We start from the raw sequence: 22,998 nt of genomic DNA on the forward strand, positions 1-22,998 counted from the left end.
GTCTCTATTTGAAACAGGCCTTTCATAATTATCATATTAACTTCATTAAGTAAAGGATATCAGCATATCTCTGCACCTGAAGGCATTGCCTTCTCGGGAGTCATGAGTGCAAGGTTACCCTCCGCATCCTCTGCGCAAAGGAGCATTCCCTCGGACAGCACTCCCGCAAGCTTAGCAGGCTTAAGGTTTACAAGAACCATTACCTTCTTACCAACCATCTCCTCAGGAGAATAGTACTTGCTGATACCTGATACGATCTGCTTGGTCTGGCTTCCGATCTTAACCTGTGAGCAAAGGAGCTTCTTGGACTTCGGAACAGCCTCGCAGGCGATGATCTCACCAACCTGGAACTGAAGCTTCATGAAGTCATCAAAAGTGATCTCATCCTTTGCGGGAATATCGATTCCGCCGTCTGCTGCCGCTTCCTCAGAGCTCTCTTCAGCACCACCTATAACAATGGCGTTAGCTTCCTTGAGCATTCCTGCTTTAGTAAGGTTTTCCTTAGCCTTTTTCTGGCTTTCAATGAAGTCAGCTTTCTGCTTCTCAGTTATCTTTGCTGCTTCTGCAAGGACTTCATTAAGGTCCTTTCTGGCAAAGGTCTGCTCGGGAGCATCCGTTACCTTGGTGCCGCTCTCATACATTCCGAAGGTATCAAGTGTATCAAAATCACGGCTCTTAGTGTTAAGCATTCCGAAAATCTTCTCAGCTGTTCTTGGCATGAAGGGCTCAAGAAGGCTTGTTCCGATTGTAATACCTTCAACAAGGTTATAGAGAACGGTTGAAAGTCTGTCTGCCTGAGCCTCATCCTTTGCAAGTGCCCACGGCTCAGTCTCATCAATATATTTATTGCAGCGCTTGAAAACTGTGAAAATCTCTGTAAGAGCATCCGCTACGCGAAGCTCATCCATCTTTTTCTCAACCTTATCATAGGCACCTGTAACAACTGCCTTAAGGTCAGCATCAACGCCTCCCTCTACACCCTTATCTGCCACAACGCCATCAAAGTACTTGTTGGACATAGCAATTGTACGGTTTACAAGGTTACCGAGTGTATTTGCAAGGTCTGAGTTGTAACGCTCAACCATGAGCTCCCAAGTGATAACACCATCATTATCATAAGGCATCTCATGAAGAACAAAGTACTTAACAGGATCAACTCCGAAAAGGCTTACAAGGTCATCAGCATAGATAACGTTACCCTTAGACTTACTCATTTTCTCGCCGCCCTGAAGGAGCCAGGGATGTCCGAACACCTGCTTCGGAAGAGGCTCACCAAGAGCAAGAAGGAAGATAGGCCAATAAATAGTATGGAATCTGATGATATCCTTTCCTATAAGATGGAGGTCCGCAGGCCACCATTTTTTATACTGCTCACTGCTGCCGTCAACATCATAGCCGATACCGGTGATATAGTTTGTGAGCGCATCAAGCCATACATATACAACGTGCTTCTCATCAAAGCTTACAGGAATACCCCACTTGAATGAGGTTCTTGAAACGCACAGATCCTGAAGTCCCGGGAGAAGGAAGTTGTTCATCATCTCATTCTTACGTGAAACCGGCTGAATAAACTCAGGATGGCTGTTGATATGGTCAATGAGCTGCTGCGCATACTTACTCATCTTGAAGAAGTATGCTTCCTCTTCAGCGGGATGAACATCTGATCCGCACTCAGGGCACTTGCCGTCCACAAGCTGAGATTCTGTGTAAAAAGCCTCACACTCTGTACAGTACATCCCCTTGTAGGATCCCTTATAAATATCTCCCTGGTCATAGAATTTCTTGAAAATCTTCTGAACCTGCTCCACGTGATCCTCATCGGTTGTTCTGATGAAACGGTCATAGGAAGTGTCCATCATATCCCAGAGGCTCTTGATTGTTCCAGCAACACCGTCAACAAATTCCTTGGGGCTGCTGCAGCCTGCCTCGATAGCTCTGGTCTCAATCTTCTGGCCGTGCTCATCCGAGCCTGTCTGGAAGTGAACGTCATAGCCATCCTTCCTCTTATATCTTGCAATAGCATCGGCAAGTACTATCTCGTAGCTGTTTCCGATGTGCGGTTTACCTGATGTGTAAGCAATCGCTGTTGTAATATAATATTTTCCTTTGTTCTGCATTTACCAAAATCTCCTTGTTTTATTGCCTCCCCCTCTGGGGGAAGGTGGCGCGAAGCGCCAGATGAGGGGTCACCAGCAAAGTATGTCGCATCCCGTCTCTGTCACCACAATCTCGACTTCCCACTGTGCTGATGGTGAGCCATCCTCTGTATAAACAGTCCAGTCATTATCGGCATCCACAAAGATCTTATCGCCTCCCATATTTATCATAGGCTCAATCGTGAATACCATGCCCGGAACCATGATCATTTCTGTGCCGGGTTTACTTACAAAGCTAACGAACGGTTCCTCATGGAATTCGTTGCCGCAGCCGTGACCACCAATCTCGCGAACCACTGTATATCCGTTCTTCAAAGCGTGCTGATGAACTGCATTTCCCATATCTCCGAGCGGAGTCCATGGAATAACATTCTTAACACCGATCTCAACCGCTTCCTTGGTTACATCTACCAACTTCTTCCACTCCGGATCCACATCTCCAATACAGAACATTCGTGAAGAATCTGAGAAGTAGCCATTCAGAATCGTTGAGCAGTCTACATTAATTATATCTCCATCCTGTAAAATATCGTCAGGAGAAGGAATTCCGTGGCACACCATATCGTTAATCGAAGTGCACACGCTCTTGGGAAATCCCTCGTAATTAAGAGGAGCTGCAATGCCGCCCATTTTCCTTGTAACATCAGCTACGATATCATCAATATCCTGAGTCGACATACCGGCCTTAATCTTATCAGCGACCTCATCAAGGCAGGCCATATTTATCTTCGCACTTGCCTTAATGCCCTCTATGTCAGCCTCTGTCTTCAAAAGTGAGCGTTTCGGAACAATCTTTCCCGCTCTCTCGAGAGCGATTATCTTGTCATCAAAGCTCTCATGGCAAGCCTTGTACTTCTTGCCGCTTCCGCACCAGCACGGATCGTTTCTTTCCATTTTTTTATACATATCTTATTATCGACCTTTCTACTCCTACCGGTCATTAGTACTTTTTATGAAAAATCAAACCATTCTCATTTTGCCAAAAATCCACTATCTAGTATGCCTTTTGAAACGATTATTGTCAACGTGACTGCTTATGCTTTCTCTCCTCTTATCTCTGACAGCGCTATCGCAATGAAAATGTACATGAAAGATGTCGCATACACATGCTGGAAAAAGAAGAAGCTGCAGGCAATATAGCCTGAGAGTGCAAGCAGCGCCATAAGTGATAATCTGTGTTCCTCAGCTCTTTTCCAAAGAAGTGCAAAGGATGAAACCAGTACTCCGATATATGAAAGACAGCCGAGGATACCGTTCTCTATCAGCATGTTGAGGTATTCGTTGTGAGCGACAGTTAATACATACCCACCATACATCTGCTTTACTCTCTCGTGAAGATCCTCAAATGCTTCCAATTGAAACTGAAAATAGCCTTGTCCCATGCCAATAATTTTCCTTATTGGTGACATTCTTGCAAAAGCAATCACTGAGCATTTCCAGTTGAGTCCTCTATGAGTTCCCCAATCGTCATCAAATCTCAGCATGCGAACATTCGCAAGTGCTCCGGCCTTTTCAGGAGTATTCGTTACTACAACTATCATGATTATTCCGACTATAATCGCAATAAAAATAGATGCAACCAGGATGATATATGCAATACCAAGAGCTTTCTTTTTCCATTCTCTATTCCTTGTTGCATATACGATGCCATATATTAGCAATCCCGCCAATAATATAAAAATCCCAATATGCATTTTAAGCATACTGTTTACAGAATCATTCTCATCTACAAATACAAATTTATTATAAAAAAGAACAAACACTAACAAATATACTATTTCAGTCACTATCCCCCACATTATCAGCAACTGTGAGAACCTTATCATGTATTCTCTTTTTTTTAGGCACACTCCAAATAAAACGAAGAACTCTGTCAACATTACCAGAAGGATAGTATCACTTCCTATAACCCATGATCCGGCCAAAATAACCGCATCTACCAGCAATATTATCATTCTGTATATTTTATTTTCTATATATATGAAAAGTCCAAGGCCGGCTCCAAGAAAGCAGGCTATAAACATGGACGCCCAGTTAGTCTGTCCCAGTGTTGATATAAATCCCGGATACTTATTTCCCATATTTATTGGATAAATATCAAATCTGTTCAAAACGATAAGCAGACTGGTTACCCCCGCACCTATTCCGGCAGCAATCCAAACAATCTTTTTATCAATATAATAGTGATACACAAGAAGTGTTGCAGTCAGCATCAGAAGCTGTGCGAAAAAGCCCATCATCCAACTTCCGTTACCGTAGAAAGATATTTTATGGTCCACAGAAAAAATCCATGTCACAGTAGCAGATAATAAATGTGCCACCATAAACAGCACCGGTAAAGGTTGTTTTTTCTTAATATTTCTCCCCTTCTCACAGATGCTTTCAGTTGAAAAGCAAATTACCCCGGCTATTATCAAAAAAGATAGAGACAACAATCTGTATAGCACATTCTTTTGTTTTGCTATATCTGAAAAACCGTTAGGTGCATAAAGCGGCAGAACAACAAACATTACTAATAGATAGTATCTTGTGACCATTTCTGCATACTCATGAATTACCTGCCCGGTTGTTTTATTCTTTTGTCTCAAATTATCCTCCCACCCCTGCCTTGATTTCACTAATGATAATTCGTTTTGACTGAAAATGTTTTCAAGACAAGTTCCTTTTTCATAGAATCACAAAAGTATTATACCTATGCAAAAAAACACAGGCAAGGATTTCTCCCTGCCTGTGCGCTAATCACTTTATTACTTCTTAACCTTCTTAACTACAAGTTTTGTGCCCTTCTTGTTGCCGGTCTTCGTAGCAGCTGTCTTAAATCTAGGCTGGAACTTCTTAACCTGACTCTTCTTCATTATTACTGTCATCTTCTTAAGCTTCTTCATGCCCTTAGCAAATTTCTTATTAACAGAGCTGGCCTTCTTAATATTCTTAGCATTGATCTTAAGTGATGTAGCCTTCTTAGCACCAAACTGACTAGCTGTAAGCTCTGTAAGCTCTACATCAGAGAGATCGATACTCTTAGCTGCGCTATCTTTAAATGCATTCTTCTGAATCTTGGTTATCTTAACATCCTTGCCTGCAGCATTCTTTACTGTGCCTTTAAGCTTAATCTTTGTTGCTGTCTTGTTAACTTCTGTAAGAGTGATTGTCTCACCATCGCCATTGTACTCGAAAGTATAGCCCTCTAATTCCTTAGCTGTTGCATCGTCAAAAGTAACCTTTTCACCAGCCTTCTTAGAAGCCTCTTCCTCCTTCTTTGCTGCATCACCTGATACATCGCCTGATACATCAGCTGCGAAAGCAACGATTGTGTCGTCACCTGCGATTGACGGAGCCACGATGCCTGCAACAGCTCCAAAAGCGATTACTGCGGCTAAATTCATAGCCATAATGTGTTTGTTAAGTTTCATGATAGTATCCCCTTTCGTTTTATAATCACTTTTCTAAGCCTCGTTTTCCAAAGCTGTTTATAAGTATAACTCATATAGAGATAATTGCAAGTTAATTGTTGCTTTTTTGTTTCAATTAGTGAATATTCATTTCATTTTTTATAATTCTTTATAATTTTTTTATAAATACAATTATTCCAAATCAATACTACAAATGCTAAAAAGGCAGATATCATGCGCTTTTCACATAACATCTGCCTTTCTTTAAACAGATTTTCCTATTTTTCTCCAATATATTAAATATTACTTTTATTTCGAGCCTGATGATTTGTAGGATTTATGGAGCTGCAAATTTTCGCAATCAGGCGGAGAATTCATAAGCGAATCGTTCCTTACCTTACAGGCTGCATTCCTGCAATCCCTGCATCTATAACCTGAATGATTGGAATACATTTTCTTACATTCAAGAGAACAGAAAGCATGGTTACTCTCCCTTGCTATGAAAAATCTTCCACAATTCATGCATATATTTCTAACATTGTGCGCCATATCGTTACCCTTACTTTCACAACTGGGCATACTTCCACTATAATTATACGATATATGGCGCAGCAATTCTCGATATTTAGGGATATTTTAGAAAAAATTAAGGAGTGATGCGGATTATCATCACTCCTTAAAAAACTCATACTATTTCAAATTTTGCCATTAAACTTCTTACATTTTCCTGAATATCACTATTAAATACTGCAGACCCGGCCACAATTACATTTGCACCTGCTTCCAGTGGTACATTAATATTATTCATTGTGACTCCTCCATCTATTTCAACATCTACAGATAACCCTTTTTCTTTAATCAGATCCCTGGCTTCTCGTATTTTATCAGTACATTCATCCATGTATTTTTGTCCGCCAAATCCGGGCTCAACCGTCATGACAAGCAGCATATCAATATGTTCGATGTAAGATTTTACTGCTTCTACCGGTGTCTTGGGCTTTATTGCAAGGCCTGCTTTTTTTCCGAGACTATGAATCTTATCTATTACTTCTCTGGGATCGGATGCTGCCTCAACATGGAAAGTAATAATATCTGCCCCTGCTTCGGCAAATTGTTCTATATAACGAATAGGCTCTTCTATCATAAGATGAACGTCATAGACCTGATTTGAAGCCTTCCTGATAGATTTAAGAACAGGTAATCCAAAGGATATTGACGGCACAAACAATCCGTCCATTACATCGAAGTGAAGGTACTGTGCGCCTGCTGCCTCAGTTTCCTTTATCTGCTCTCCAAGTATTGTAAAATCCGCCGACAAAATAGATGGTGCAAGAATATTCATGATAGGTGTATTTCCTTCCAAACAAAATAATAACAGCCCACATATATCATATATGCAGGCTGTTAGTCAAATCTCAAATCAGTATTACTTCAAGAATTCTTTTACTGAGTTATATACGCCCTCACCATCAAGGCCGTACTTCTTAACAAGATCTCCTGCAGAACCTGACTCGCCGTACTTATCCTGCATACCGATCTTCTTAACTACTGTAGGACACTCTTCTGAAAGAACATCACATACTGCAGATCCAAGACCGCCGATTACAGAGTGCTCCTCAACAGTTACGACCTTGCCTGTCTTCTTTGCAGTAGCAACAACAAGCTCTCTGTCGATAGGCTTGATTGTGCAGATGTTAATAACCTCTGCGCTGATGCCGTCTGCTGCGAGCTTCTCAGCTGCTTCAAGAGCTGAACCTACGCCAATACCTGTAGCGATAATGCTGACATCTGTTCCCTCGCGAAGAACAGTTCCCTTACCAAGCTCAAACTTGTAATCAGGTCTGTCATTAACGATGGGGCAAGCTGCACGTCCGAAACGGATGTAAACAGGGCCCTCGTGCTCAGCTGCTGCACGTACACAAGCTCTTGCCTCGATATCATCTGCAGGGCACATAACTACCATGCCGGGGATTGTGCGCATAAGAGCAAGGTCCTCATTACACTGGTGGCTGGCACCGTCTTCACCTACTGTAATTCCGGCATGTGTTCCGCCGATCTTAACGTTGAGATGAGGATATCCTACTGAATTACGAACCTGCTCATAAGCACGTCCTGTTGCAAACATAGCAAATGTGCTGACAAAAGGAATCTTACCTGTTGTAGCAAGTCCTGCTGCAATGCCCATCATGTTGCACTCTGCGATACCGCAGTCGATGTGACGATCCGGGAATTCCTTCTTGAACCAGCCTGTTCTTGTTGCTGCTGCAAGATCTGCGTCAAGTACTACTACTTTGTCGTTAACCTTTGCAAGCTCTATAAGTTCTTTACCATAGCTGTCTCTGGTAGCTATCTTCTTAACTTCGCTCATTTTAACCTCCAAATCTATTATGCTTCTAATGCTTCGCCGATCTTATTAAGATCTTCCATAGCCTTAGCATACTCTTCATCATTAGGTGCTACACCGTGCCATGAAACCTGGTTCTCCATGAAGGATACGCCCTTACCCTTTATAGAGTGTGCAATAATTGCTGTGGGCTGTCCCTTGGTCTCTCTAGCCTCCTTGAAGGCTGCTCTTATGGCATCAAAATCGTGTGCATCAATATTGATTACATGGAAGTTAAATGCTTCGAACTTCTTATCAATAGGATAAGGTGAGCAAACTTCATCTACAGGTCCGTCAATCTGAAGACCGTTGTTATCTACAATAACAACAAGGTTGTCAAGCTTACGGAAGCCGGCAAACATAGCTGCCTCCCAAATCTGACCCTCTTCAATCTCACCGTCGCCGCAAAGTGCGTATGTTCTGTAGTCTTTATTATCAAGCTTTGCAGAAAGTGCCATACCACAAGCAACTGAAACACCCTGTCCAAGTGAACCTGATGACATATCAAGTCCGGGAAGGTACTGCATGCTGGGATGTCCCTGAAGTCTTGAACCAAGCTTACGAAGAGTCTTAAGCTCCTCAACGGGGAAATATCCACGCTGAGCCATTACTGAATAAAGGCCGGGTGCTGTGTGTCCCTTGGAAAGCACGAAACGATCACGATTCTCTGCCTTAGGATCCTTGGGATCAATATTCATCTCCTCAAAATACAGATATGTGTAGATATCTGCTGCTGACAGTGATCCGCCCGGGTGTCCTGCACCTGCTGCGTGAACCGCTGTGACTATGCCCTTACGGACTTCATTTGCAATTTTCTGCAATTCTTTGTTCGTCATAATTCCTCCACTTCCTTTACTTCTGTCTCTCTTTGCGCGCAGAACAGCTTTTTCTACGCGTGCAGTATAAATTTAGCACAATTCGCAATATGTGACTATTCTATTTTTGCGGTTTTTTTGCACTTTCTTGCCTTCCCCTTGGGGGGCGCAAATCGTCCGGGGGACGATTGTTCTGCGCCGACCGAAGCGGAGCGAAGACAAGGTGCCCGAAGGGCGGATGAGAGGTCATCCCTGGCCATAATATGCATTCGCGCCATGTTTTCTGTAGTAGTGCTTATCCTGAAGCTCCTGAGGCGCGGGCTGTACTCTGGGATTAATAACCTCGCATCTGTATGCCATCTTGGCAACTTCTTCTGTTACAACTGCGTTATGAACAGCTTCATGAGCATCCTTACCCCAGGAAAATACGCCGTGGTTCTTGCAAAGTACTGCGGGAACCGCCACCGGATCCTTGCCCATCGCCTCGAACTCGTTTACGATAAGGTGACCGGTGTTCTCCTCGTAGGCATCCTCAATCTCATCCTTTGTAAGGCATCTTACGCAGGGTATCTCACCATAGAAATAATCCGCATGTGTTGTACCATAGCAGGGAATTGATCTTCCTGCCTGTGCCCAGCTTGTAGCATAAGAGGAATGTGTATGAACCACACCCCCAACCTCTTTAAATGCCTTATATATCTCCACATGTGTAGGTGTGTCTGAGGAGGGGTTGAGCTTTCCCTCAACCTTATTGCCGTTTAAGTCCATGACAACCATATCATCGGGAGTCATGGTCTCATAGTCAACTCCGCTGGGCTTTATTACGAATAGTCCAGACTCTCTGTCAATCTCACTGACATTTCCCCAGGTAAAAGTAACAAGGCCGTACTTTGGAAGCAGAATGTTTGCTTCGTAGACCTTCTTTTTAAGTTCTTCTAACATCATTTATCTCCTTACAGTAACTTATTAACTGCCGCTCTCTCGATCTCAAGTCCGGCCTTATAGTCTTCCATAAATTTATCGAAGCCCTTTACATCCTCAGCTACAGGCTCGCAGGTATCAACTTTTCCGCTCTTAAATACCTTGTTATTGAGGTACTGCTCAAGTGTCTCGCCATCTTCCTTATTAAGCATGAAGCCCGCAAGAATTGCCTGACCCCAAGGGCCGCCCTCTCCTGCTGTCTCCATAAGCTTGATCGGTGTGTCGAGCGCTGCTGCCATAACTCTGTCACCAACGCCTCTGATCTTGAAAAATCCACCCTGACCAAAGAAGAAATCAGCCTTGACGTTCTCTTCCTTCATAAGGATGTCGTTACCTACCTTAAGTGCACCGAGTGCAGTATAAAGGTGTGTTCTCATGAAGTTTGCAAGATTCATCTTTGCATCAGGTCTTCTTACGAACAGCGGTCTTCCTTCGTTGAAGCCTGTGATGCTCTCACCTGAGAAGTAGTTATATGCAAGAAGTCCGCCGCAATCAGCATCTCCCTCCATAGCCTTTCTGTAAAGTGTGCCGTAAAGCTTGTCGTCATCAACGTCCGCTCCTATAGCTCCTGCAAACTCTCTGAAAAGACCTACATATGCGTTGAGGTCTGAAGTACAGTTGTTGCAGTGAACCATTGCAACCTGCTCGCCACTGGGAGTGGTTACAAGATCAAGCTCCGGATATGCTTTTGAAAGGTCATGCTCAAGAACTACCATTGAGAATACAGAGGTTCCAGCTGAGATATTACCGGTTCTTACACCAACAGAGTTTGTTGCAACCATACCTGTTCCTGCATCTCCCTCAGGAGGACATACCGGAATGCCTGCCTCAAGAGTACCTGTAGGATCAAGCTTCTTAGCACCTTCTGCGGTGAGCTTTCCTGCATCTGCTCCTGCGGGAAGTGATTTCGGAATAATATCACGAAGCTTGAAGCCAAAGCCCTTATCAGCGGCAAGTTTATCAAACTGGCCTACCATTTTTTCGTTGTAATCGCATGTTGCTGAATCAATAGGGAACATTCCTGATGCATCACCCACTCCGAGAACCTTCTCTCCTGTGAGCTGCCAATGAATATATCCTGCAAGTGTCGTGAAGAATGTCACGTTCTTTACATGATCCTCTCCATTAAGCATTGCCTGATAGAGGTGAGCAATACTCCATCTCTGAGGAATATGATATCCGAAAAGCTCTGTAAGTTCCTCGGAAGCCTGCTCGGTTATTGTGTTTCTCCAGGTTCTGAAAGGAACCAGAAGATTATCGTCTTTATCAAATGCCATGTATCCGTGCATCATTGCCGAAAAGCCCATGGCACCTACCTTTGTAAGCTTTTCGCCATACTGTTTCTCAACATCTTCGGTAAGCTTTTTATAGCAGTCCTGAAGTCCACCCCAGATATCATCAAGTGTATAAGTCCATATTCCGTTGTCCAGTCTGTTCTCCCATCCGTGAGAACCCTGCGCAATCGGGTTGTTATCCATATCGGTAAGAACCGCTTTGATTCTTGTGGAACCAAATTCTATTCCGAGTAATGTTTTTCCCTCAACAATAGCACTTTTTGCATCTCCCATAATTCTATTCTCCTTTTCCTTTTTTCAATCAGAAGATTCCTCTCCAAGATTCTATCATAGCCGCGATATTATACACGGTCAATGCTATTTGTATAGGCATTTTGTACAACTTTCTGACGATTTATATGTACAACTTGTTTATTTCAATCCAAATTTCTTTAGCAAATAATAAAATAATCTGAGACTCAGTCCCCATGCCGTATGGCGTTTTTTACATCCTTATTTAATAAATTCTTTATATTATCTAAATGTTATATTTATATCTATACGCTATGATGTTTGGCAGTAACGTAGTTACATCCGAAACTTAATCGTATTAAGGAGGAAATTCAAATGAAGAAAATTGTTTCTTTCGCTTTAGCAGCAGTTATGGTTTGCGCTATGTCTATTTCCGTATGCGCAGCTCCCATGGCTCCCGGCAGATTACTCCCCGGTGAGTATACTAACAACGCAGTTCTTAGCGGACTCTGGCTTGAGACCAATGATTTCGTTCCCGTATCTTCAGGTGTAGGCGACTGCACTATCGAAGGTCAGGAGAAATCCGGCATGACAGCAGATTTATTCCATGTATTTCCTAATTATACAGGAACAGCTCAGTCTGTAGCTGCAGCACATGGTTCAACAATTGTTTGCGCTTTCGGCGTTAAGCTTCCGCCCCTTCTTTCCGGTGGCAGAGTAGTATTACATGTTAAAGATGGTTTTGATATGCCTTCAGATATCGTTGCTGTATCAATGCATGGTGAGAAGTTCAATACTATCGCTGTTGAGAAAGTTAACGACAGACAGATCGCACTCAACCTTAAAGCTTCCGATAACCAGATCTATATCTTCCAGGGTGGCAACCTCGCAGCCGGAACAGAAGAGACATACAAGGATTGCCTTGGATGGAAATAAGCTATATTAGGTAACTTAAGACTAATGAGAACCTAATTATCGGATGTGTAACTATGAAAGAATCGTAAGAAAGGCTGTCGTACCGCTTTTGGTACGACAGCCTTTTTGGTATCATTCCTCCATGGAATCTATATATCCCCTATCCCACAGCATAATCTTCAATTTCTTTGCAAGTTCCACAGCAGGTGCCGTGAAATATTGATTCGTCATCACTACTCCCACCATACAGTCGTAATAATCACGGCCTGCGTAAACTTCCTGAACCGCCTTTACTCCGATGGGTTTATCATAGCACTTGCACTGCACGGCATAGCTGATGCCGTCTTTTTCCGCAAGTATATCCGCTCCGAAATCTCCGCTACCCTTCGTAACTTCAACATCAATAAATCCGTGTGCTTTTAACAGGTCCGCACAGTAATACTCAAAGTCATGTCCCTCAAGTTCATCCATCGGAAGAGGGCGATGCCTGCGTATTCGGATTATCAGAAGAAGGACGAGCAGGATTAGTAAGATTACGGCTATTAAAATCGATATAAGTATTATGTTATTATTTATGCTCAAAATGCCTCTCATCCGCCCTTCGGGCACCTTCCCCCAGTGGGGGAAGACATTTTATTCTTCCATCCATTAGAATAATCTATTTAATCCTCCAGGAGCGCCTTGTAGATCTCGCGCTTCCCGACTCCTCTGTCGGCAGCAACCTGCTTCATTGCATCCTTGTGGCTCATGCCTCCATTTTCATAGTAAGCCATGTGATCCTGAAGGCTCATCTTCGACCATTCCTGCCTCTGCTGCCTGTCCAGCTCATCCAGACTTATCCCTTCTATTACAAGAACATATTCCCCGCGGGGCTCATTTTCCTCATAATAAGTAACCGCACCTTCTATCGTGGTTGGCATTATTTCCTCGAAACGTTTCGTTAGCTCCCTGCATACTGTGAGCTTCCTATTACCAAGTGCATCTCTTAAATCATTAAGTGTTCCCCTTAAATGATGGGGTGCTTCATACATAATGATTGTTCTGTGCTCATCCCGAAGCTGCTCGAGAATTCGTCTTCGCTCCTTTTTGTCATCAAGTCCCGGCAAAAATCCTTCGAATACAAATCTTCTGGTGTTAAGGCCAGACAAGGTAAGCGCTGTAATGCAAGCCGCCGGTCCGGGAAGCGAGGTCACTGTAATTCCTGCCTCGTGGCACATGCGCACAAGAACTTCTCCAGGATCCGAAATTGCAGGCGTTCCCGCATCCGTTATGAGAGCAATATCCTTGCCCTCCTGCATCAGACGTATCAGATATTCTGCCTTTTCGACCTTATTATATTCGTGATAGCTCGTCATTTCCGTATGAATATCGAAATGATTGAGCAGTTTTATGCTGTTTCTGGTATCCTCTGCCGCAATAATGTCGACACTGCGAAGTGTCTCAAGTACCCTCTCCGTAATGTCTCCAAGATTCCCTATGGGTGTTGCACAGAGGTATAACATGCCGGTTTTAGAATCCATAATTTTCAACCATCTCTCTACCGTACTTCCCCGGTTCATCGTATATGATAAGCGGCGGATCCACCGAAAGCCTTGGCTTTCCGTCCCTTGCACCTTCTATAAGTACCATACTCGGTTCCTTATCGATATAAGGGTGGACCATCCGTATACGCTTTGGCTCAATCCTGTTTTCCTGCATACAGGCAAGTATCTCCGCAAGCCTGAACGGTCTGTGAACCATAAAAAACTTTCCGCCGGGATGAAGCATTATCTTGGCCGCCCTCATGACGTCCTTCAGGTCACAAAGTACTTCATGCCGGGCTATAGCTTTGGGACTATCAGGATTTGTCAGCCCATGTCCCTTTATCATATAGGGCGGATTTGTTGTTACAACGTCAAAAGAGGCAGGTTCAAATATTTTCTCCGCCTCTTTTATATCTCCGCAAACTATTCGGACACGGTCCTGCAGCTTGTTATAGCAAACGCTCCTTCTTGCCATGTCCGCACTATCCTCTTGTATTTCGAGACCTATCAGCTCCTCTGCATCAGTTTTCGCTGACATCAAAAGTGGAATAATGCCGGTTCCCGTACCAAGGTCAAGAACCCGGTCACCTTTTGTGGCCGTAGCAAATCCCGATAGCAGTACCGCATCCATCCCGAAGCAGAACCTCTCCGGATCCTGGATGATCATTAGCTCATTTCGCTGAAGATCATCAAGTCTCTCTCCGGGTTTTAGGAAAAACTCGTTAGTTTTGCTGTTTTCCATCCGCTCCCTCGCTGCGATTCTGGTTTCTGTTATCTTTTCCGGAATCTCTGTTGCCCTGATTCTTATTGTTTCGGTCTCTATTATTCTGGTTTCTGTTGTCCTGATTCTTACTGCGGTTGTTCTGACCTTTTTTATTGAAATTCTTTTTTCTGTTCTTCTTATCGAAATTTCTCTGGTCTTTATTCGTATTCTGATCTTTATTAGAATTCTGATCTTTGCCAGGATTCTGCTCTTTACTCTGATTTCTGTCAGGTGTGCTTTCCTTATCCTTCACACTATCAGCAGAACCTGCTGCCGAAGCTTCAGAATTATCAGCATTTGCGCGATTTACTTCCTTGTCTGCATCAGCTTCCTTTTTCTGATTTTTCTCCTGAGGAGTATTCTGCTTTCTGTCCTGATTATTATTCTGCTTCTTTGCCTGGGAAGGAGCCTGATTCTTATCCTGCTGCTCCAAAGCCTTTGCAGCCTCTTCGTCTGCATCCTTCTCCTTTGGCTGATTCTGCTTATGCTTCTGCTTCTTTCTCACAAGAGTAAGGTCGTCTACATTGCACTCGTGAACTTCCTTCTCATCATCCACATCAACAAGAATCTTCACTGTCTGTCTGAGGATATTTACACTTGCAACTTCACCCTCAAGTTCATCGCTTGTCTTAACGATATCACCAACTCCGGGCATCTTGCGGTTGAGTTCCTCGTATACATCCTCTTCGTTTTTCAGGCAGCACATAAGTCTTCCGCAAACACCGGAAATCTTTGTCGGATTAAGTGAAAGATTCTGCTCCTTAGCCATTTTTATGGAAACAGGGATAAAATCCGCAAGATAGGAATGGCAGCAAAGCGGTCTGCCGCAGATTCCGTATCCTCCGATTATCTTAGTCTCATCTCTTACACCGATCTGCCTGAGCTCTATTCTGGTCTTAAACTCTGATGCGAGATCCTTTACCAGATCTCTGAAATCGATTCTGCCATCCGCAGTAAAATAAAACAGCACCTTGTTATTATCAAAGGTGTACTCAGCATCTATAAGCTTCATCTCAAGACCATGCTTAATTATCTTTTCCTTGCAGATCCTGAAAGCTTCCTTCTCCCTTGTTCTGTTGCTCTTTTCCTGTTCGTCGTCCTTCTCATTCGCCATGCGAAGTACGGCCTTGAGGGGCTTTGTAACCTCGCTGTCATCAACATCCTTGGGATCGGAAAGTACTGTTCCGTACTCAACTCCCCTCGCTGTCTCAACAATTACATGGTCGCCCTTTTTTATTTCAAAATTACCCGGATCAAAATAATAGATCTTGCCGGCCGTTCTGAATCTTACGCCGATAACCCTGGTCATATATTATAAATTCTCCTTTATATCAAGCATCAGCATCTCAAGGGTCATGAGACTGTTTACATTGGAATGAATCCTGTTTCTGGCCCTGTCAATTGCCTTTAATATATTATCAATTTCCTTATAGGAACATTTTTCCGTAACACTACTAATATACGACAGTTTATCCGCGAAAATCAAGTGATCCGCGCTCCCCTCTGCCTTATACACCAGGATATCTCTGACGTAGAACATAAGCACATCAAGAAAATCGTTTGTTAAAAGTGCATCCGGTTTTTTCTCGCTGCTGCCCTCCGGTGTCAGCAGCAGTTGAAGCCTTGCAATTACATCGCTTATCTGCGCTTTAGGAAGCCTTGCCGTCAGATCTATCGCATCATTTTTCAGCTTTTCAAAACTCTCATCTTCCGCAAGCTGGATTGCCTTTCCCACATTTCCCTGCGCAAAGGACACGGCAAGGTGAGCCTTGTAATCCACAACCTTCCTCTTTTCCATGAGGTATTTTTGTATCAGATCATCTCTCACCGGCTTTATCGGAAATACTATACATCTGCTCAAAATAGTCGGAAGAAACGCATCGATATTGGATGTCAAAATGATGATAGTCGCATAAGCAGGCGGCTCCTCCAGCGTCTTTAGAAGGGCATTCTGGGCCTGCTGCGTCATGAGCTCCCCATCGGGAATAAGATATATTTTGTGATCTGAGTAGGGTTTTATATATACGTCATCGCAAACCTGATCTCTGATCTCATCAACGCCTATTGAAGTTGGCTTTTCATGAGCCACAATTCTGATATCAGGATGTGATCCGCTCTCCGCCTGCTTGCAGTAGTGACACTCCCCGCAATTTTCAATATATCCACCTATTTCTTGCTTGTTTTCACACAGAATCGTTTTTGCAAAGGTCCTTGCTATCATTTTCTTTCCGCTTCCAACATCGCCGGAAATTATGTAGGCGTGGGATATTTTGCCGGTCCTGATAGCATTTTGCATATGCTCTTTTATCTGATCCTGCTCTATTATGTCTGAAAAACGCGCCATCTGCGCTCGTTCCTCCTAAGTATATGTTTATGTAAAAATGTCCAGTAGAAGTCCCTGAATCTGGCCTATCTTGGCAAGTATGCTTATATTGTCCTTCTCATCCTTAACGAGCTCCTGAGCCAGTTCATCGAGATTTTCATCCACAAGTCTGATTATTCCGTATACTCTGTGGCGTCCTCGTCTGTCCAGGAAGTTTTCACGTGAAAAGGCGTGGGACCTTGTGACTACTTCATTCAAAAAATCCTTGATAAGGAAGCGGTATCTTTGCATGTCCCTGATATCGTTTTTCCTGGCAATCTGTTTTCCCTGCTGCACGATATCCTGCATCATCAGATTAAGGCGCTCTGCGAGTGCCGAGTCCTCGATCTTACTTGTAAGTGTGAACTTAAAATCCCCGCTCACCTCCTGCTGAGGCTGTGTCTGTTGGACCTGTGAAGTTGGTTGAACATTGTCAATCCTTATATCCATAATATGTCCTCATCACTTTTCAGATAAGATAAAGCTCTCAATCTCATCAAGGCAGGCTTCCAGTTCTCCGTCATTGTCGAAGGTTCTGTCTATCCCCGCACCCTTAAGCCTCTCATCCGAATAATCCGCTTTATCCGCAAGGAATCTTCTGCACATCTCATCGTATTTGGGCTCTTCCTGCTTTAGCTCTCTCTTCATGGCTCTCTGCATTATCATGCCGTCACTAACATTTATCATCAGCGGCACGACATTCTGCTCACCAAAGTACTCCCTGATTGAGATATACATATCTACTGTCCCAATCATGAGGTAATTTCCCTCACTTAGATCTATCTGTCCGTCATCAACCGTGAAATAGTGCCAGGGTCCGTACATTGTGTTGTAAGTACGTTCCTCTATTATTTTACGGTCTTCTTTGTATTTTTCATAACGCTCTATGCTGCAAAAATAATACTGAACTCCGTCCATTTCCTTTTCGCGCATTGGCCTTGTAGTGTAAATAATAACCTTTTTAAGATCGAGCTTTCCTCGCTCCAAAAGCTTTTTATATATTGTATCTTTTCCACACGAGCTCCTGCCCATGATCAAATAAATCTTGCCCATTTTATGTCTTTTCCCAATTTTATTTTTCAGAAAAAATGTCACATCGGCGCCACAACCTTTACGGTCCTTTCTCCCTTTGCTGAGATCTTCACACCCTGAACATTTCTTCCGTCATTAATATATTCTCCGATTTTCCGAACGAGCGCTTTATCAATGGCTTCTCCCGGTATCACCAGGGGTATTCCAGGAGGATATAGATTGATGAAGTCTCCCGCAATCCTTCCGGCCGCCCTTGTTAAATCAACTTCCTCCATATCGCCATCCCACGCCTTATAGAAAGGAATTACTGTTTTCGGAAGTTCTGTCGACCCGCTACTCTGTTCAATATTTTCCTTTTTGTCTTTTTTGTTCCGAGCACTCCCTAAACAATTACTTTTTTCATTCTCTATCCTGGTGTCCAGTTCTTTTACCGCTTCTATAAGCCTTGAAATTCCATCTTCGGTATCATATCCCGTTATTATAGCTAGTGCATAAGTATCACCGGCCATCTCCGGCTGCAATTTATATTCTAATCGAAGTATATCATATATCCATTGTCCCGTAATAGCGCAGTCAGCAGAGCATATGAGTACCTTCCCTGGATCCTGTCGTTTTGAAAAATGAGGAATCCTTATCCATGTCAGATCTGCTGTTTCCTCCTCAATCCTTTTTCTGAAATATATCAGCCTTTCAAGCACTTCCTTACCATTGTCATTAATGTCATTTATACAGGAATCTATCGATGCCATCAGCACATATGAAGGACTGCTCGTCTGATATATTCTTAAAAATCTTCTAAGTTTTTCACGGTCTACTCTGTCACCCTTCACATGAATAAGTGCTGTCTGAGTCATTGCCGCCAATGTCTTGTGAAGGCTATGTATCACTATATCCGCGCCTTCGGTCACGGAGCTTTCTGGCAGCTTTTTATAAAGTCCGAAATGCGCCCCATGAGCTTCATCAACCACCAGGATTGCCCCATTTTTATGTGTAATCTGTGCTATTTTCTTTACATCAGACACCATGCCTTCATAGGTTGGCGAAGTTATAAAAACAGCCTTTATTCCAGGGTTTTTATCAAAAGCATCTTCGATATCCTTCGGGTTAACCAGACCTTCCGGATCCGGTAGGATATATGTGACATCCAGTTCACGAAGGTAGACTGCATGATAAAAGGATTTATGGGCATTCCTTCCTGCTATGATTTTCTCACCCCTGCCTGCAACCGCAGAAATCGCCGCCAATACTCCGCTTGAACTTCCGTTTACAAGAAAATGCGTTTCATCTGCTCCGTATAGAGCGTTAGCACGCTCCTCCGCCCTTAGAATAATTCCGTCTGCATCATGGAGATTGTCGTAGTCATCAATCTCGGTAATATCAATATCCATATATCTTGCCATCTCGCCTGCGCCCGGGTTTCTTTTATGTCCCGGCATGTGAAATGGGTACAAATCACTGTTTTTTAAATTTTCAAGGCAATCTCTTAGACTCTCTTCTTTTTTCATATACACTTCCATCTTCTGTTTAGAAATTCAATGTCTTTGAGAGGTATTTCTCTTACAAATATGATACTTTATCTGTTTTATGTATTCAAACCCGCCTTTTTCTTAGATAATTTCTGAACGTTTTGTTAAATTTATAGCAATTTTATATTATTTTTACCTAAATGTATTGTATAATAAGTTTTGGAGCGTTTATCTGTTCTTTACAAACAGATATCACAATAGAAAAAGAAAAGGAGTTAAAGAAATGGCAGAAATCAATTTAACAAAGTATGGCATTACAGGCACAACTGAGATCGTGCACAACCCTTCTTACGAAACACTTTACGAAGAAGAGAAGAAGGCCGGTCTTGAGGGATTCGAAGTAGGTCAGGATACTGAACTCGGTGCTGTTAATGTTATGACAGGTATCTACACAGGACGTTCTCCTAAAGATAAGTACATCGTTATGGATTCCAACTCAAAGGATACCGTTTGGTGGACATCTGACGAGTATAAGAACGACAACCATCCCATGAGCGAAGAAGTATGGGCTACAGTTAAGGATATCGCTAAGAAAGAGCTTTGCGACAAGAGACTTTTCGTTGTTGATGCATTCTGCGGTGCTAACAAGGATTCCCGTATGGCAGTTCGTTTCATCGTTGAGGTTGCTTGGCAGGCTCACTTCATTAAGAATATGTTCATCGTTCCTACAGATGAAGAGCTTGCTTCTTTCGAGCCTGATTTCGTTGTTTACAACGCATCAAAAGCTAAGGTTGACAACTACAAAGAACTCGGCCTTAACTCCGAGACTTGCGTAGCATTCAATATCACAAGCCGTGAGCAGGTTATCATCAACACATGGTACGGCGGAGAAATGAAGAAGGGTATGTTCTCAATGATGAACTACTACCTTCCTCTTAAGGGCATTGCTTCCATGCACTGCTCAGCTAATACTGATATGGAAGGTAAGAACACTGCTATCTTCTTCGGTCTTTCAGGAACAGGTAAGACAACTCTTTCAACAGATCCTAAGAGACTTCTTATCGGTGATGATGAGCACGGCTGGGACGACAACGGAGTATTCAACTTCGAGGGCGGCTGCTATGCTAAGGTTATCGGTCTTGATAAGGACGCTGAGCCCGACATCTACAACGCAATCAAGAGAGATGCTCTTCTTGAGAACGTAACAGTTGATGCAAATGGTAAGATCGACTTTGATGATAAGAGCGTTACAGAGAACACTCGTGTATCTTATCCTATCAGCCACATCAGCAACATCGCTTCAAAAGTTAACAAGATTTCTGCTGGTCCTGATGCTCAGAACGTTATCTTCCTTTCAGCTGATGCATTTGGAGTACTTCCTCCTGTATCAATCCTTACACCTGAGCAGACTCAGTACTACTTCCTGTCAGGCTTCACAGCTAAGCTTGCTGGTACAGAGCGTGGCATCACAGAGCCCACTCCTACATTCTCAGCTTGCTTCGGTCAGGCATTCCTTGAGCTTCATCCTACAAAGTATGGTGAAGAGCTCGTTAAAAAGATGCAGAAGTCTGGTGCTAAGGCCTACCTTGTTAACACAGGTTGGAACGGCACAGGCAAGCGTATCTCCATTAAGGATACTCGTGGAATCATCGATGCAATCCTTAACGGCGATGTAAACAAGGCTGAGACAAAGAAGATCCCGATCTTCGATTTCGAAGTTCCTACATCACTTCCGGGTGTTGATCCTGCAATTCTTGATCCTCGTGATACATATGCAGATGCTTCTGAATGGGAAGCAAAGGCAAAGGATCTTGCAGAGAGATTCACAAAGAACTTCAAGAAGTATGAAGGCAATGATGCAGGTAAAGCTCTTGTAGCAGCTGGTCCTAAGATTTGATCTTAATCTCAAAATAAAATAATTAAAGCGTCGGCTTGAATGTCGGCGCTTTTTATTTGCTTATTATTGTAAACGATATAATCATTAAAGTTATGAATATGATTTATAGTCTCTCTATATCCTGAGTCGGTAAATCAATGTGTCTGGCTCTTATCTTTGCTTTATGAAGTCCAAAGGTCTCCATAGCTGAACAATACTTATCAGCCATCGTAACAATCCAAGCTTCCCTACACATAGGCGGTATTACCGTTAATGGCCACATATGCTTCTTTATGATGTCCTTTTCACGTTCAGATAATACGAAGTCCCTACTTGCGTTTTTAAGGGCCGTAGAGGGGTGAAAAAAGCCATGAAGCTTAGGATGTACGTTACCCTTATCTTTGCCGTCCTTATGCCAGTCATAAAGGAAATAATCGTGTAACAGAGCTCCCCTTACCAGGTCTCTCTCATTGCACTTCGCATGAATGAATCTATTGATTCTAATTGCCCTCTCAGCAACACTTAGACTGTGATCATAAACAGACATGTCTCCATGCTGGATAAAATGCTTGGTCTTGTGGAACTTATGAGATTCAAGAATATCATTACCGTGTTTTGCTAAAACCTCTCTGACATGCTTGCGCCTCTCCTCAATAAACCTGTGCTTCTCTTCTCTTGTCATATATGATAAATCCTAACTCTTAATACCTAAAATCAAAGATGCTCATCCCAGCTTCAGCAAATAAAAGCTACGGCCTCTTGCCTTACTATATTGCTTAAAACAAGAATATACATCTGTACTTCTCACGGATTGTATTATACGGCATAACCGGGAAAAATAAAACTGAAAAAAGAATAAAATTAATAAAAAAGATGCCTAGACTCGGAATCGAACCAAGGACACGAGGATTTTCAGTCCTCTGCTCTACCAACTGAGCTATCTAGGCAAATTTGAGTAGCGGGGACAGGATTTGAACCTATGACCTTCGGGTTATGAGCCCGACGAGCTTCCAGACTGCTCCACCCCGCGATATTAAGTTGAATGGATGGCGGTGGATTCGAACCACCGAAGCAATTTGCAGCAGATTTACAGTCTGTCCCCTTTGGCCACTCGGGAAGCCATCCATATAAAGAGCCGATGAGCGGACTCGAACCGTTAACCTGCTGATTACAAATCAGCTGCTCTGCCAATTGAGCCACATCGGCTTACTTCTGAAAAATGTCTTTTCAGAAATAGTGGGGCCTATAGGGCTCGAACCTATGACCCTCTGCTTGTAAGGCAGATGCTCTCCCAGCTGAGCTAAGACCCCAGATTTCACAAATATTAGATTGTTGAACGACCCGAAGGGGGTTCGAACCCCTGACCTCCGCCGTGACAGGGCGGCGCTCTAACCAGCTGAGCCACCGGGCCAGATCTTCGTCTGTACCTTCAAAACCGAACACTGAAATGATACTACATCGCTTACAGAAAATCAACTACTTTTTTTGTTCTATATCCATATTTTTTTGGACAAGCCCTCGACCTATTAGTACACATCAGCTGAACATGTTACCATGCTTACACCTTGTGCCTATCTACCTCATAGTCTCTAAGGGGTCTTACTGCCGAAGCAGGGATATCTCATCTTGAGGGGGGCTTCACGCTTAGATGCCTTCAGCGTTTATCCCTTCCGGACTTGGCTACCCAGCCTTATGCATCTGGCGATGCAGCTGATACACCAGCGGTCCGTCCATCCCGGTCCTCTCGTACTAAGGACAGCTCCTCTCAGATATCCTACGCCCGCGCCGGATAGGGACCGAACTGTCTC

At 43.3% G+C, this 22,998-nt stretch carries 19 protein-coding genes, 6 tRNA genes, 1 rRNA gene and 1 pseudogene; 2 read left to right on the plus strand and 25 right to left on the minus strand.

What is annotated here, in order from left to right:
* Nucleotides 1-59: 59 nt before the first annotated feature.
* The 9 genes from metG to G630_RS0112145 form a co-directional block, all read right to left on the minus strand.
* Nucleotides 60-2,117, minus strand: coding sequence for a methionine--tRNA ligase (gene metG / locus G630_RS0112100; RefSeq protein WP_022760943.1), 2,058 nt, complete (start codon nucleotides 2,115-2,117; stop codon nucleotides 60-62).
* 69 nt (nucleotides 2,118-2,186) lie between these two features.
* Nucleotides 2,187-3,062 carry a methionyl aminopeptidase gene (locus G630_RS0112105; RefSeq protein ID WP_026498718.1) on the minus strand — a complete coding sequence of 292 codons (876 nt, stop codon included), beginning with the start codon at nucleotides 3,060-3,062 and terminating at the stop codon, nucleotides 2,187-2,189.
* 128 nt (nucleotides 3,063-3,190) lie between these two features.
* Nucleotides 3,191-4,744, minus strand: a complete 1,554-nt coding sequence (locus tag G630_RS0112110; RefSeq protein ID WP_026498719.1) for an O-antigen ligase family protein — start codon at nucleotides 4,742-4,744, stop codon at nucleotides 3,191-3,193.
* A gap of 159 nt (nucleotides 4,745-4,903) precedes the next feature.
* On the minus strand, nucleotides 4,904-5,569 hold the full coding sequence (locus tag G630_RS0112115; RefSeq protein WP_026498720.1) for a hypothetical protein: 666 nt from the start codon (nucleotides 5,567-5,569) through the stop codon (nucleotides 4,904-4,906).
* Nucleotides 5,570-6,233: 664 nt separating this feature from the next.
* On the minus strand, nucleotides 6,234-6,893 hold the full coding sequence (gene rpe, locus G630_RS0112125) for a ribulose-phosphate 3-epimerase (protein ID WP_026498721.1): 660 nt from the start codon (nucleotides 6,891-6,893) through the stop codon (nucleotides 6,234-6,236).
* An 81-nt stretch (nucleotides 6,894-6,974) separates the two neighbouring features.
* Nucleotides 6,975-7,916 carry a transketolase family protein gene (locus tag G630_RS0112130; RefSeq protein ID WP_022760937.1) on the minus strand — a complete coding sequence of 314 codons (942 nt, stop codon included), beginning with the start codon at nucleotides 7,914-7,916 and terminating at the stop codon, nucleotides 6,975-6,977.
* Between the two features lie 17 nt (nucleotides 7,917-7,933).
* Nucleotides 7,934-8,767: a transketolase gene (locus tag G630_RS0112135; protein ID WP_022760936.1), complete on the minus strand. Its 834-nt coding sequence runs from the start codon at nucleotides 8,765-8,767 to the stop codon at nucleotides 7,934-7,936.
* 225 nt (nucleotides 8,768-8,992) lie between these two features.
* Complete coding sequence (locus tag G630_RS0112140) at nucleotides 8,993-9,688, minus strand: L-ribulose-5-phosphate 4-epimerase (RefSeq protein ID WP_022760935.1); 696 nt, start codon at nucleotides 9,686-9,688, stop codon at nucleotides 8,993-8,995.
* An 11-nt stretch (nucleotides 9,689-9,699) separates the two neighbouring features.
* The gene (locus G630_RS0112145; RefSeq protein ID WP_026498722.1) at nucleotides 9,700-11,295 is read right to left on the minus strand and encodes a xylulokinase; all 1,596 of its coding nucleotides are present in this window, start codon (nucleotides 11,293-11,295) and stop codon (nucleotides 9,700-9,702) included.
* Between the two features lie 333 nt (nucleotides 11,296-11,628).
* Here G630_RS0112145 and G630_RS0112150 point away from each other — a divergent pair, with 333 nt between their 5' ends.
* Complete coding sequence (locus tag G630_RS0112150; protein WP_022760933.1) at nucleotides 11,629-12,189, plus strand: hypothetical protein; 561 nt, start codon at nucleotides 11,629-11,631, stop codon at nucleotides 12,187-12,189.
* Between the two features lie 111 nt (nucleotides 12,190-12,300).
* Here G630_RS0112150 and G630_RS0112155 read toward each other — a convergent pair whose 3' ends face one another.
* The 8 genes and pseudogenes from G630_RS0112155 to G630_RS0112190 form a co-directional block, all read right to left on the minus strand.
* Complete coding sequence (locus tag G630_RS0112155; protein ID WP_026671218.1) at nucleotides 12,301-12,750, minus strand: restriction endonuclease; 450 nt, start codon at nucleotides 12,748-12,750, stop codon at nucleotides 12,301-12,303.
* Between the two features lie 80 nt (nucleotides 12,751-12,830).
* A complete protein-coding gene (rsmI, locus tag G630_RS0112160) occupies nucleotides 12,831-13,688 on the minus strand; it encodes a 16S rRNA (cytidine(1402)-2'-O)-methyltransferase (protein WP_044959223.1) in 858 nt (285 codons plus the stop codon).
* Complete coding sequence (locus tag G630_RS0112165; protein ID WP_022760930.1) at nucleotides 13,678-14,433, minus strand: tRNA1(Val) (adenine(37)-N6)-methyltransferase; 756 nt, start codon at nucleotides 14,431-14,433, stop codon at nucleotides 13,678-13,680. The genes rsmI and G630_RS0112165 overlap by 11 nt, the downstream gene beginning before the upstream one ends.
* Before the next feature lie 439 nt (nucleotides 14,434-14,872).
* A pseudogene (locus G630_RS25670) lies at nucleotides 14,873-15,763 on the minus strand (PSP1 domain-containing protein); the annotation flags it as partial.
* Nucleotides 15,764-15,766: 3 nt separating this feature from the next.
* Nucleotides 15,767-16,798, minus strand: coding sequence for a DNA polymerase III subunit (locus G630_RS0112175; protein ID WP_022760928.1), 1,032 nt, complete (start codon nucleotides 16,796-16,798; stop codon nucleotides 15,767-15,769).
* A gap of 27 nt (nucleotides 16,799-16,825) precedes the next feature.
* A complete protein-coding gene (locus G630_RS0112180; RefSeq protein ID WP_026498725.1) occupies nucleotides 16,826-17,266 on the minus strand; it encodes a YaaR family protein in 441 nt (146 codons plus the stop codon).
* Between the two features lie 12 nt (nucleotides 17,267-17,278).
* Nucleotides 17,279-17,869, minus strand: coding sequence for a guanylate kinase (locus G630_RS0112185; protein WP_026498726.1), 591 nt, complete (start codon nucleotides 17,867-17,869; stop codon nucleotides 17,279-17,281).
* A 38-nt stretch (nucleotides 17,870-17,907) separates the two neighbouring features.
* On the minus strand, nucleotides 17,908-19,353 hold the full coding sequence (locus G630_RS0112190; RefSeq protein ID WP_026498727.1) for an aminotransferase class I/II-fold pyridoxal phosphate-dependent enzyme: 1,446 nt from the start codon (nucleotides 19,351-19,353) through the stop codon (nucleotides 17,908-17,910).
* A gap of 244 nt (nucleotides 19,354-19,597) precedes the next feature.
* Here G630_RS0112190 and pckA point away from each other — a divergent pair, with 244 nt between their 5' ends.
* Nucleotides 19,598-21,211, plus strand: a complete 1,614-nt coding sequence (gene pckA, locus G630_RS0112195) for a phosphoenolpyruvate carboxykinase (ATP) (protein ID WP_022760924.1) — start codon at nucleotides 19,598-19,600, stop codon at nucleotides 21,209-21,211.
* A gap of 103 nt (nucleotides 21,212-21,314) precedes the next feature.
* Here the strand turns inward: pckA and G630_RS21745 are convergent, their stop codons facing one another.
* The 8 genes from G630_RS21745 to G630_RS0112235 form a co-directional block, all read right to left on the minus strand.
* Nucleotides 21,315-21,872 carry an HD domain-containing protein gene (locus G630_RS21745; protein WP_044959225.1) on the minus strand — a complete coding sequence of 186 codons (558 nt, stop codon included), beginning with the start codon at nucleotides 21,870-21,872 and terminating at the stop codon, nucleotides 21,315-21,317.
* Between the two features lie 192 nt (nucleotides 21,873-22,064).
* A tRNA-Phe gene (locus G630_RS0112205) sits at nucleotides 22,065-22,137 on the minus strand.
* 9 nt (nucleotides 22,138-22,146) lie between these two features.
* A tRNA-Met gene (locus G630_RS0112210) sits at nucleotides 22,147-22,220 on the minus strand.
* 13 nt (nucleotides 22,221-22,233) lie between these two features.
* Nucleotides 22,234-22,315 (minus strand) — tRNA-Tyr (locus G630_RS0112215).
* 8 nt (nucleotides 22,316-22,323) lie between these two features.
* Nucleotides 22,324-22,396: transfer RNA gene (locus G630_RS0112220), tRNA-Thr, on the minus strand.
* 31 nt (nucleotides 22,397-22,427) lie between these two features.
* Nucleotides 22,428-22,500, minus strand: a tRNA-Val gene (locus tag G630_RS0112225).
* 27 nt (nucleotides 22,501-22,527) lie between these two features.
* Nucleotides 22,528-22,601, minus strand: a tRNA-Asp gene (locus G630_RS0112230).
* Between the two features lie 95 nt (nucleotides 22,602-22,696).
* Nucleotides 22,697-22,998: ribosomal RNA gene (locus G630_RS0112235) — 23S ribosomal RNA — on the minus strand; the annotation flags it as partial.

This window comes from Butyrivibrio sp. WCD2001 (assembly GCF_000424485.1).
Taxonomy (GTDB): domain Bacteria; phylum Bacillota; class Clostridia; order Lachnospirales; family Lachnospiraceae; genus Butyrivibrio.